This window comes from Mesorhizobium sp. B2-3-5 (assembly GCF_006442395.1).
Classification (GTDB): Bacteria; Pseudomonadota; Alphaproteobacteria; order Rhizobiales; family Rhizobiaceae; genus Mesorhizobium.
In genome coordinates, this window is the sequence record NZ_VFVX01000009.1 from 39644 (window position 1) to 51489 (window position 11846).

At 63.4% G+C, this 11846-nt stretch carries 11 protein-coding genes and 1 pseudogene; 6 read left to right on the forward strand and 6 right to left on the reverse strand.

The window, feature by feature from the left end; genetic code table 11:
• The first annotated feature begins 96 nt into the window (after positions 1-96).
• The 3 genes from FJ958_RS13020 to FJ958_RS13030 are packed head-to-tail and all read left to right on the forward strand — an operon-like array spanning position 97 to position 3320.
• On the forward strand, positions 97-1389 hold the full coding sequence (locus FJ958_RS13020; RefSeq protein ID WP_140743137.1) for an efflux RND transporter periplasmic adaptor subunit: 1293 nt from the start codon (positions 97-99) through the stop codon (positions 1387-1389).
• A 3-nt stretch (positions 1390-1392) separates the two neighbouring features.
• On the forward strand, positions 1393-2100 hold the full coding sequence (locus tag FJ958_RS13025; protein WP_140743139.1) for an ABC transporter ATP-binding protein: 708 nt from the start codon (positions 1393-1395) through the stop codon (positions 2098-2100).
• 2 nt (positions 2101-2102) lie between these two features.
• Positions 2103-3320: an ABC transporter permease gene (locus FJ958_RS13030; RefSeq protein WP_140743141.1), complete on the forward strand. Its 1218-nt coding sequence runs from the start codon at positions 2103-2105 to the stop codon at positions 3318-3320.
• Positions 3321-3343: 23 nt separating this feature from the next.
• On the opposite strand, the gene FJ958_RS13035 is transcribed toward FJ958_RS13030, so the two are convergent.
• Together FJ958_RS13035 and FJ958_RS13040 are read right to left on the reverse strand one after the other, a co-directional pair.
• A complete protein-coding gene (locus FJ958_RS13035; RefSeq protein WP_140743143.1) occupies positions 3344-4060 on the reverse strand; it encodes a hypothetical protein in 717 nt (238 codons plus the stop codon).
• Positions 4061-4081: 21 nt separating this feature from the next.
• Entirely contained in the window at positions 4082-5197 is a 1116-nt protein-coding gene (locus FJ958_RS13040; RefSeq protein WP_140743145.1) for an endonuclease/exonuclease/phosphatase family protein, read from the reverse strand.
• Positions 5198-5386: 189 nt separating this feature from the next.
• Here FJ958_RS13040 and FJ958_RS13045 point away from each other — a divergent pair, with 189 nt between their 5' ends.
• Positions 5387-5956, forward strand: a complete 570-nt coding sequence (locus FJ958_RS13045; protein WP_140743147.1) for a BA14K family protein — start codon at positions 5387-5389, stop codon at positions 5954-5956.
• 146 nt (positions 5957-6102) lie between these two features.
• Here the strand turns inward: FJ958_RS13045 and ilvC are convergent, their stop codons facing one another.
• Together ilvC and FJ958_RS13055 are read right to left on the reverse strand one after the other, a co-directional pair.
• The gene (gene ilvC, locus FJ958_RS13050) at positions 6103-7122 is read right to left on the reverse strand and encodes a ketol-acid reductoisomerase (protein WP_140743149.1); all 1020 of its coding nucleotides are present in this window, start codon (positions 7120-7122) and stop codon (positions 6103-6105) included.
• 25 nt (positions 7123-7147) lie between these two features.
• Complete coding sequence (locus tag FJ958_RS13055) at positions 7148-7801, reverse strand: TetR/AcrR family transcriptional regulator (protein WP_140743151.1); 654 nt, start codon at positions 7799-7801, stop codon at positions 7148-7150.
• A 299-nt stretch (positions 7802-8100) separates the two neighbouring features.
• Here FJ958_RS13055 and FJ958_RS13060 point away from each other — a divergent pair, with 299 nt between their 5' ends.
• Entirely contained in the window at positions 8101-8790 is a 690-nt protein-coding gene (locus FJ958_RS13060) for a hypothetical protein (protein WP_140743153.1), read from the forward strand.
• A gap of 349 nt (positions 8791-9139) precedes the next feature.
• On the opposite strand, the gene FJ958_RS13070 is transcribed toward FJ958_RS13060, so the two are convergent.
• On the reverse strand, positions 9140-9550 hold the full coding sequence (locus FJ958_RS13070) for a helix-turn-helix domain-containing protein (protein WP_140743155.1): 411 nt from the start codon (positions 9548-9550) through the stop codon (positions 9140-9142).
• A 147-nt stretch (positions 9551-9697) separates the two neighbouring features.
• Between FJ958_RS13070 and FJ958_RS13075 the strand changes: the two genes are divergently transcribed.
• The gene (locus tag FJ958_RS13075; RefSeq protein ID WP_140743157.1) at positions 9698-10612 is read left to right on the forward strand and encodes an SDR family oxidoreductase; all 915 of its coding nucleotides are present in this window, start codon (positions 9698-9700) and stop codon (positions 10610-10612) included.
• Positions 10613-10729: 117 nt separating this feature from the next.
• On the opposite strand, the pseudogene FJ958_RS13080 reads toward FJ958_RS13075, so the two are convergent.
• Positions 10730-11769 (reverse strand): annotated as a pseudogene (locus tag FJ958_RS13080) (aldehyde reductase).
• Between the last annotated feature and the right edge of the window lie 77 nt (positions 11770-11846).

The window sequence follows — 11846 nt, forward strand, 5'->3', positions numbered from 1 at the left end:
CCTCAATCCCAACATGGGCGAAATTTAATTTGATATTTGAACCATCAAGCCTGATCTGTGGACGGATAGGGACATCACGCATCATAGGGGTCCAGCGTGGACCAGATTGTCAATCTGCCAAAGACGGAATCGGATTCCGCCATCGAGACGGCGCTCGGTCTCGACAGACAAGGTCTGCGCAAGACGCGGCGGCGTGGCTGGCTCTATGCGTTGCTCACCCTGATCGTGCTTGCCGCCGGCCTTGGCCTGTATCAATGGTATGCCGGCACGCCTGCCAGGATCGACTACACCACCGTGCCAGCCGCAAAGGCCGACCTCACCGTCCAGGTGTCGGCAACGGGCAAGCTGCAGCCGCTCACTCAGGTCGACATTTCCAGCCAGCTCTCCGGCATCATACGCTCGGTTTCGGTCAACGAGAACCAGCAGGTGAAGAAGGGCGACGTGCTGGCCGCGCTCGACACCGCCAAGCTGCAGGTCCAGATCGAGCGGGCGCAGGCCTCGGCCAAGGCGGCGGCCGCCAATGTCGAGGATGCAAGGGTGACGCTGGCCGAGAACGAGAGCGCACTGGCGCGCGCGGCGGCCCTGACCAAGCGCGGCATGGCGACCGACCAGTCGCTGGAGGCGGCGACCGCGACGCGCGACCGTTCCAAGGCCACGCTCGACAGCGCCCAGGCCAATCTCGCCATCGCCAACGCGGATCTCAAATCGCAGCAGACCGATCTTGCCAACAGCACCATCTATGCGCCGATCGACGGCATCGTGCTGACGCGCTCGGTCGACCCGGGCCAGACGGTCGCCTCCTCGCTGCAGGCGCCGGTGCTGTTCATCATCGCGGCGGATCTGAGGAACATGGAATTGGTGGCGGCGGTCGACGAGGCCGATATCGGCGCGGTCAAGTCGGGCCAGCATGCCCGCTTCACCGTCGACGCCTTCCCGGACCGGCCATTCGATGCCGAGATCCGCGACATCTCCTATGCCTCGGTCACGACGGACGGCGTCGTCACCTACAATGCGCGGCTCGAGGTCGACAATAACGAGTTGCTGCTGCGCCCCGGCATGACCGCCACCGTTTCGGTGGTCACAAGGCAAGCCAAGGATGTGCTCACCGTACCCGCCAGCGCCTTCCGCTACCGCCCGGCGCAACAGGCCGCGCGTGGCTGGAGCCTCAGCGACCTGTTCACCGGCCGCATGGGGCGTCCCGGCGGCAATCGCCAGCGTCAGGCGGCAACGGCCCCCACCGACGGCTCGCGCACGCTTTATGTGCTGGAGAACGGCCGGCCGCATCCGGTCAACGTCAAGATCGGTTCGACCGATGGCGAACTGACCGAGATCACCTCGGGCCTTGAGGAAGGCGCACAGGTGATCACCGCTTCGCAGTTGCGGAGCTAAGCCGTGGCCGCGGGTGCGCCCCTCATCACCTTCGACAAGGTCTGGAAGAGCTATGGCCAGGGCGAGGCAAGGGTGCACGCACTGGCCGGCGTCGACCTGGCGATCCGGCGCGGTGAATTCGTCGCCATCATGGGTCCGTCCGGATCCGGCAAGTCGACGGCAATGAACATCATCGGCTGCCTCGACACGCCGACGGCCGGAACCTATTCCTTCATGGGCGTCGACGCCGGCCGGCTCGACCGCAACCGCCGCGCCATGTTGCGCAACCTCTATGTCGGTTTCGTCTTCCAGGGCTACAATCTCCTGGCGCGCACCACCGCGGCGGAGAATGTCGAACTGCCGCTGATCTATCGCGGCGTCGCCGCCCGCGAGCGCCGCGACCTTGCCATGCAGGCGCTGGCCCAGGTCGGCTTGGTCGGCCGCGAGCACCACACGTCGGCGGAACTCTCCGGCGGCCAGCAGCAGCGCGTGGCGATCGCGCGCGCCATCGTCACCAGGCCGACCCTTCTGGTCGCTGACGAGCCCACCGGCAACCTCGACACCGCCCGCACCCATGAGATCATGGAATTGCTGACGCAGCTGAACAAGGAGCTTGGCCTCACCATCACAATCGTCACCCACGAGGCCGATGTCGCCGAATACGCCGAACGCACAATCCGCTTCCTGGACGGTCACGTCGCCTCCGACACCATGAATCTGGAGACGGCCTAACTATGATCTGGGAAACCGTCCGCCTCTCGCTCCGCTCCATCCGCCGCAACGTGCTGCGCTCGTTCCTGACGCTGCTGGGCATCGTCATCGGCGTGGCCGCCGTCATCGCCATGCTGACCATCGGCTCCGGCACCACGCAAAAGGTCAAGGCCGATATCTCCAAGCTTGGCAGCAATCTGCTGGTCGTCCGTGCCGGGCGGCCCGCCGGTCCTGGCGGCCCGGGCGGGCTCGACCAGGCAGTGCGTCCATTGGCCGAGAAGGACTTGGCGGCGCTGGTCGCGCATCTCACCGGCTCGCGCGCCATCTCGCCAGCCTCGCAGAAACAGGTGCGCGTCATTTTCGGCACCGAGAGCCTGACTTCGGGCGTCACCGGCACCGACAGCGCCTATCTCGACGCACGCGACTGGAAGCTGGTGTCCGGCCGCCCGTTCAGCGATTCCGAAACCCGTTCCGGCACCGGTGTGTGCCTGATCGGCGAGACGGTGCGCCAGCAATTCTTCGGCGCCGGCGATCCCGAGGGCGAGATCATCCGCGTCAACCGCACCTCCTGCAAGATAATCGGGCTGCTCGAGCCCAAGGGCTATACCGGCTTCGGCCAGGACCAGGACAATGTCGTTTTGATGCCGCTGCATGCCTATCAGCGTCGCATCGCCGGCAACCGCGATATCGACAACATCTATATCGCCGCAGACGATCGCACGCCGACCAGCGAGTTGCAGCCGCGCGTCGAGGACATTTTGCGCGACGCGCGCCGCGTCACGCCAGACCGCGAAAGTGATTTCGCCATCCGCGACATGACGCAGATCGCCGACGCCATGGCCAGCGCCACCACCACCATGACCGGCATGCTGGGCGCGGTGGCCGGCGTCAGCCTGTTGGTCGGCGGCATCGGCATCATGAACATCATGCTGGTCTCGGTCACCGAACGCACGCGCGAGATCGGCATCAGGCTCGCCATCGGCGCGCATGAAAAGCACATCCTCATCCAGTTCCTGGTCGAGGCCACGGTGCTGTCGCTGCTCGGCGGCATCATCGGCATCCTCATCGGCCTTGCACTGGCCGGCCTCGCCTCGGTGACCCTGACCATCCCCTTCGCGCCGAGCCCGGCCGTCATCCTGCTCGCCGTCGGCTTCTCCGCGCTGATCGGAATGGTGTTCGGCTTCTTTCCCGCGCTGCGTGGCGCCAGGCTCGACCCGATCGACGCGCTGCGGCACGAGTAGAAGGCACCAAGGCCAGGACTATCCTACTTGCCGCTTTCGAAATGCCACTCGACCAGCGGCTTCATGTGCGGCGCCAGGCTATCCGGAAGGTCGGCGGCATGGCGGATGATCACCGGCCCCTCGATCTCCGGATCGGTTTCAGTGGCGACGAAGGCCGAGATTCGCCGCGCGATCTCGTCGGCCGGTGCCGTCTGGTGATAGCGGCGGAAGATCACCGTACCGCTTGCCGTCGACAGGGCGTGGTAGCGCTTGCCTCGTTCGGCATTCGACAGGTCGAGGCCGGTTTCCTCGCGCACCTCGCGGATCATGTTGAAATCGACATCGACCTGCCCGTCGCGGAAGTCGAGCGGCTCGAACGAGCCGGCGGCGAAATAGACCCGGCCGGGACTGGCCGTTCTCGCGCCCATACGGATCGCCACCAGCGCATTGTCGCCGGCCACCAGCATGGCGTGGGCATAGGCGTGCTCGGCACCGGAATTCTCGCGCCGCTTACGCCAGAGCATGAAGGTGGAATAGTTGACCGCATGGCAGCGGCCGACGAGGCGGTTGTCGCCCCAGGCAAGTTGCGAGAGCAACACCACGGTGCCGTCGAACAGCGCCGGATTGGCTGCTATCTCGCGCTGCCAGTTTTCGGCGATTGCGCATTCATTGTCCCGCGCGAAAGGGTGCGGGCCGGGATCGAGCCGGACGTCGATGGTATCGACCGGCAGGATGACATTGCGCGGCAGGTCGAAACTCATCTGTATCAGCCCCAGTGCCGCCTATCGAACCATGTCCAGTGTGATCGCCACCGGGCAATGGTCGGATGCCTTTGGGCGGTCCCAGCCGGCGCGTGGGAAGCGCTCGACTTCCTGGCCTGCCGGAAAGATCGTGCGCCAGGGCTGGCCACCGCGGATGATGTCGGGAACGGCGGTGGCATTCCTGGCCGCCAGTCCCCTGGAGAGCAGGATATAGTCGAGCTGGCAGAGATGCCGCTCTTCGGGCCCACGGGTATGGTAAAAGGTCCAACGGTTCATTTCCGGTCGCCGCTCGACGACGTTCTCGCAGAAGCCGCCAGCCGTCAGCACGTCGATGCTGGACCGGGCCTCGTCGACCACCTCGAAACGGTAGCCGCCGACATCATCGCCGGCAATCTTGACCCGCTGGCGGTAATCATTCATGTCGCCGCAGATCGCCCAGCGCTTGTCGGCGGCGTGCTCCTTGCCGAAGCGCTCCTCGATGATGCGGCGCACCGCTTGCGCCTCGGCGATGCGGACCGGCATCGTCGCCTCGCGACCGTCGAGCCCGTTGCGGGGCGGCCCCATCGACTTGAAATGCACGAGGTAGAGCGTCAGCGGCGCACCGCCCACGGTGATATCGACTTCAAGGCAGTCGCGCCGGAAGATGCGCTCATTGGCCTGCTTGCCGAGCGCCTCGAGTTCCGGCGTGTGCAGCCCGAACTGCTCGTAGGTGACATAGGCATGGCTGGTCATGCGCACGAATTCGATCGGCTGTCCCTGCGCGGTTTCGTTGCGCATCATCACGGCGACGTCGATGCCGCGCGAATCATTGCCTGACGTGGTGTATTTCTGGCGGTAGCCCTGCCCCACCATCTTGAACAGATAGCCGTATTCGAAGGCCTTAAGCGCCTCGATGTTGTCGACCTCCTGCATGCAGATGATGTCGGCCCGGGTGGCGGCGATCGCCAGCGCCGTCAGCTGGCGCGTGTCGTCTGATTGCGCGATGGCGCGGGCCTGCTCCAGCATCTTGTACTCGGCCTCGCTCTGGATATCGAACAGCGCCAGCGTCCGATCCTCGTTGAGCTGATTGCGATAGCCGGAAAAATCGAACCTGTTCATCAGGTTCTCGACATTGAAAGTGGCAAGGCGCAGCGACATGCCGTGACCTTTGCCTGCAAGCGGCGGAGAAAACAAGCTGGCAGGGCCACAAGCCCAGATCGTCTGGACCTGCGGCATTTCACGCCATGGTTGACGGAACCTTTCCGTTCATCCGCCGTTCAGACGCAAACATCCACATTGGCTCCATTCCCAGGGTAGGCGTGGGGCCTGTACCTCTTGGAGAGTGCAATGAATTCGCTCTTTTCTTCCACCATCAAATCCGGGCTGATTGCGCTCGGCATTGTCTCCGGCATAACGGCGCCGTCCGCCGCCGGACCGATCCTGCAGCCGGACCTGTCGATTCCCGCCAGCACAGCGGCGCCGACCGTCACGCCGGTCCGCGAAGACTGGGCGGGCAACAACAACGGAACGTTCAACAACGAATGGAGATGGCGCCGGTCTGGCAACTGGAACCGCGGCAACTGGGATCGTGGCAACTGGGGACGCGGCAACTGGAACCGTGGCGACTGGAATCGCGGCGACAATTGGCGTTGGCGCCATCGCCACTATCGCGGCGGCTACTACGATGATGGCGCGGGTGCCGCGATTCTGGGCCTTGGCCTGGGGCTCGGCCTCGGCAGCCTGTACAATAACTACGACTATTATGCGCCGCCGCCGCGCCGCTATTATCGCGCGGGCCGGCTCTCGAGTGCCCATGTCCGGTGGTGCTATAACAGGTACCGGTCGTATCGCGCCTGGGACAATACGTTCCAGCCCTACAATGGCCCGCGCCAGCAGTGCTGGTCGCCTTACAGGTGAGATGCGACCAGATCTATCGGGTTGAAATGAAAACGGCGCCGCGAGGCGCCGTTCTTGGTTTTTGATATCGAGCATGGATCGCTCGGGTCTCTGGCCTTGTCCACCATCTTGGTCCTGAAGATACCTGCGACCGCTGGGCGAAGCCCTTAGTTCTTGGCCTTGTCGACCAGCTTGTTCTTCGAGATCCACGGCATCATGGCACGCAGCTTGGCGCCGACTTCCTCGATCTGGTGGCTGTCGTTCATGCGGCGGATCCCCTTGAAGCGCGACAGGCCGGCGCGGTATTCCTGCATCCACTCAGAGGTGAACTTGCCGGTCTGGATGTCCTTCAGCACGCGCTTCATCTCGGCCTTGGTCTCGGCGGTGATGATGCGCGGACCCGAGACATACTCGCCCCATTCGGCGGTGTTCGAGATCGAGTAGTTCATGTTGGCGATGCCGCCTTCATAGATCAGGTCGACGATCAGCTTGACCTCGTGCAGGCATTCGAAATAGGCCATTTCCGGAGCGTAGCCGGCTTCCACCAGCGTCTCGAAGCCGGCGCGGATCAGTTCGACCAGGCCGCCGCACAGCACGACCTGCTCGCCGAACAGATCGGTTTCGCATTCTTCGCGGAAATTGGTCTCGATGATGCCTGAACGGCCGCCGCCGACGCCGCAGGCGTAGGACAGAGCCAGGTCGAGCGCATTGCCCGACGCGTCCTGGTTGACGGCGACCAGGCACGGCACGCCGCCGCCCTTCTGATATTCGCCGCGCACCGTGTGGCCCGGGCCCTTCGGCGCGATCATGACGACATCGACGGTCGGCTTCGGCTCGATCAGGCCGAAATGCACGTTGAGGCCGTGCGCGAAGGCAATGGCCGCGCCATCGCGAATGTTCGGCGCGATCTCGTTCTTGTAGATGTCGGCCTGCAGCTCGTCAGGCGTCGCCATCATCATCAGGTCGGCCCATTTGGCGCCATCGGCCACGCTCATCACCTTCAGGCCGTCGGCCTCGACCTTCTTGGCGGTCGCCGAGCCGGCCTTGAGGCCGATGGCGATGTCCTTGGCACCGGAATCCTTGAGGTTCAGGGCGTGCGCCCTGCCCTGGCTGCCATAGCCGATGATGGCGACCTTCTTCCCCTTGATCAGGTTGAGATCGGCATCACGATCGTAATAGACGCGCATTTTACTTCCTTCCCGTTTTCTAAGATCAAAGGCCTTGCGGCCCGGCTTTTGCTCCGAAAAGAGCGAGAAACTGCTGCGTCGCCCGGGCGGCGTCGCCGCCGATCGCCGCCTCAGTCAATTCCAGCCGGTCGCCGAGCAGCAGACGGATCTGCACGTCCCGGCCTACCAGCCCGAAAAAGGTACGGAAAGCCGTCTCGGCATCCGTAAATTCGAGAAGCCCCGCCTGACGCCCGGCCTCGAGCACCGGCTTCAGCCGCCTGGCCAGCGCGAAACGGCCATTCTCCAGCACGACGGCGCCAAGATCGTCCTTGCCCGATCCAGCATGGCCAACCGCCACCCGGTTCAGAGCGATCGAGGTATCGCTTGAAATGACACTGAGCCAGTCGGAGGCAAAGCGCTCGAGGCTCGCCGTCAGCGACGCAAGGTCCAATCCCTTGCCGTCGACTGAAGCGACCCGCACCTTCGACGCCTGCCATTGCACGGTCGCGGTCAACAGGCCGTCGCGGTCGCCGAACCATTTGTAGAGCGTTTCCTTGGAACAGCTAGCCCGCCGCGCCACGGCGGTCATGGTCAGATTGTCGCCCTCCTCGACCAGCAGCCGCAATGCCGCGTCGAGGACGGCCTGCTGCCGCTCCGTCAGCCCTTCGCTGTTGTCGATGTCGGCGTGTGCCAGCAACACGTCCCGTTCCCGTTGATGGTGGTCCTTGGCCGCGTGAGCGCGAGCCGTACCGTACGTTACGGTTCGGCATATTGCGCAATCCATCGCCGCGCGCAAGAGCAAAGGCGAAAAAGATGCATGGCCCGGCCGGCCCGCTCCGATTCGACGACGGCAAAAAGCCGCCGCCGCAAACTGCACTTATGCGATGCCGAAGGGATTTGTGGTGAGAAGCATTAGAAAGATTATGCGATGAAACCGTTATCATTCCAGCTCTAGACAGATGTAGCTTAGCTCGCGCGAAAAGAGATCGGAAATCGTCGATGGGAGTATCAGTCGATAACGAAAACATTATCCTCATCCCAGGGATGCCGACATTCCGAAAATCGCTCGTGCCGCCATTGAGCATCAAACTGCCACTCGTGGTCCACTGCCGTCGCGGCATGTATATATTCAAGGGTCTTTTCTGTTCATTCTGTACCCTGCTGATGCTGGCGCCCGCGCTCGCATTCATTCTCGGGGATCCTGATGGCGGCCGGACTCTCTTTGAGAAGATGGCACTGTTCGGAATCCTGCTATACGCCCTCTCCTATGCGCCGTTTCTCTCTATCGCAGCAGCGTTTTCCTTCTGGGACGCAGGTCTTCGCAAACCCGCCTTGATCATCGACAGGCATGGCTTGCTGGACAACCGCTCGGGCCTATCGGTCAAATGGGCTGATGTTTTGAGCGCTAAACCAATAATGGGCAGGACTGGCTACTGGGGCGTGTCCTTGCGGATGCGAGAGCCGGCGCTCTTGCCCAGATCAATTCGACTTGGCTATCCGCTGTTGTGGCGACGCAAAGCCGGCGAGGCTCATATCCAGTGCAGCTTTTTGACCGCGCCTGAGCATCAACTCGCAAACTCAATCCTGACCCTCGTGCATAGAAGCGGTGGCCAGCTTCTGCCGGCACATCCTGTTTTTTGGAGTTCTGTTCCGGCGGTTGTCCCTCAGGAGAAATCTCACAAGGAATAGGCACTTCATGGTGGGAGGATCGTCTACGCTTCCCAACGCCGTTCGCTCGGCCACTGCGCTTCGGCAAGCCCTGCCCGCCTGGATCGATCACCGTGCCGGCCCATCGAGGCGAGGAACCGCGGGGCCGGCGGGATCTTCGCGATGGTCGCCACCAGCCGGTCGCGGATGAAGGGCAGCGCCACGTTGGCCCCTTGCCTGGGTGGGGGCTCGTCGAATGCGCGGCATCGCCGATGACAGCCAACCTCCGCCGACGGGAAGCTTCACCGTGCGCCAACTGGCGGCACAATCCCTCATGGATGCAGCCAAGGCAAGCTGGCGCTTTTACGCTTACGTCAGGCGCAAGCCGGGCTCAGGCTTGGGCGGCATCAAATCCCTTGCGCGCCTCGCGCACTGCATCGTGGTTGAGCTCGGCCCACTGGAGCAGCTGATGCAAGGCGCCGAACATCGATCGGCCCAGATCGGTGAGGCTGTATTCGACGCTCGGCGGCTTGGTCGGGAACACTTCGCGATGCACGTAGCCGTCGCGCTGCAGATCATAGAGTGTCTGGGTGAGCATGCGCTGCGAGATATCAGGCACCAGCCGCCGCAGTTCGCCGAAGCTATAGGGTTGTTCGGCGAGCGCTGCCATCAGCAGCGAACTCCATTTGCCACTAAGACCCTGGATCACGTCTCTGACCGGGCAATCGGAAAGATCGCCGCCGCCGGTCATCGCTTTGTAGATGTCCAGTTTCGATTTCAGGTTGACGATCCGGCTGTCCATGGCTGGTTCCCTGCGTGTGCCTACCTCCCGAAAAACTGCCTTCTTTACGGCGACGGGTCAATTCTTATTTTAGCGTTGGTCTCTTTTAGAGACCTGCGAAAGACCAAAGAGAATCCCGCCCCTTCAGCACAAAATCAGGATCCTTCAATGCCCGAAACCCTTCTCGTCACCGGCGCGTCCGGCCAGCTTGGCCGCAGCGTCGTCAACCACCTGCTGGACACCTTCAAAGTGCCGGCGTCCCGGATCATCGCCACCACCCGCACGCCGGCGAGCCTGGCGGATCTCGCCGCGCGCGGCGTCACCGTGCGGGCAGCAGACTTCGACGATCAGGCATCCCTCCCCACCGCCTTCGCCGGCGCCGACCGCGCGCTGATCATCTCGACCAACGAATTGGCCATTCAGGGAAAGCGGCGCGCGCAGCAGGTCACTGCGGTCGCGGCAGCGAGGCAGGCCGGCGTCAAGCACCTGCTTTACACCTCCTTGCCCAACACCGAGCCCGGGTCGCCCGTGCTCTTCGCGCCCGACCACTACGGCACGGAACAGGCCATCAAGGCGACCGGCATCGCCTACACGATCTTCCGCAACGGCTGGTACGCCGAGAACCTGTTTATGGCGCTGCCGCAGATCCTGGCGTCCGGACATTGGTATACCTCGGCCGGCGACGGCCGTATCTCCTATTGCGCACGCGACGACATGGCGGCCGCCATCGCCGCCGGGCTTGCCTCCGGCAACGGTGAGAACGAGACCTACACACTGACCGGCCCCCAGGCCTACACTGTCGCCGAGGTCGCGACGCTTGTCAGCGAAGTCAACGGCAAGCCGATCGAGGTTGTGCAACTGTCCGACGAGGCCTTGACCGAGGGAATGAAGGCGGCGGGCTTGCCGGACCCGATTGCCCGGCTTCTCGTCTCCTTCGATGCCGCCACCCGCGCCGGCGATCTCGGCATGGTCACGGATTCGGTCGAGACGCTGTCCGGCCGCAAGCCGGTGTCGCTGAAGCAGTTCCTGAAGGCCAACGAGTCCGTGCTGGCGGGCTATAGCAATTCCAGGAAAATTGCGTAGCGGTTTTCCGTTCGGGATTGCTAAAAAAACAAGGAGTTGGAGCGGATCGACGATTCCATCGAACGCTGAACGCTCTAAGTCAGCCCGGCGGGAAATCGGAATCGGTTTCCCGCCGCGCTATTTCGATGTCTTGAGCAGGCCAAGCAGGATCAGGCTTTCGCCGGTCGCCGCCAGCGCGTCTTCCCGAGACCGCGGCGCCCAGCCGAGCATGCTGACCGCCTTGGCGTTGGTGGCATTCTTGACCTTGCCCAATTCGGTCACGAGCTGCGCGACTTCCGGATTGAACAGGCCGACCACCCGGACCAGCCAATCGGGAAGCTGCCTTGTCGAGACGCGCGCCGCCACACCGCCGAGCCGCGTTTTCAACGTCTGCGCCATTTCCCGCACCGTCATGAAATCGCCGGCGACGGCGAGAAACCGCTGCCCCTTGGCAATGGGATTGGTCATGGCACGCACATGCAGCTCCGCCACGTCGCGTGCGTCGACAACGCCGAAGGACAGGCGCGGCAGCCCGGCATGGCGCCCTTCATCATGCGCTGGACAAATTCGGTGGAGGTCGAATGGTCCGATCCCAGAACCGGCCCGAAGATTCCGACAGGATTGACAGCCGTAAGCTCCAGCCTGCCGCCCTCTGCGTCGATGAAATCCCATGCCGCGCGCTCGGCAAGCGTCTTCGATTTCACATAAGCGCTGACCTTGCCCGTCGGATCTGTCCAGCTCTCCTCGGTGAACGGCCGCCCGTCGGACGGCATCTCGCCATAGCCGATGGCCGCGAAGGATGAGGTCAGCACGACGCGTTTGACTCCGGCGTCCCGTGCCGCCCGCAACACCCGCAATGCACCCTCACGCGCCGGAACGATCAGCTCATCCTCATGCTTGGGCACGCCGGGCGGAAATGGCGAAGCGACATGAAGCACATAGTCGCAGCCGGCCACCGCTTGCGGCCAGCCAGTGTCACTCATGAGGTCGGCGATGGCAAAGGATAGCCTGTCGGCCGGTTCGGCGTCGCCAGCCTTGATCATGGCCAGGACATCGGCTTCACGCTTGGCGGAGCGCACTGTCGTGCGCACGCGGTAGCCCGCCTTCAGCAATTCGAGGATGCAGTGGGCGCCTAGGAAACCAGATCCGCCGGTGACAAGCACCAGTTCGCCGCTCATGCCCGCCTCCGCGTCTGTTCAGGTCAAGAGCAATTCCAGGAGGTACGTGCGGTTTCCGGAATTGCCTAAACCCAGAA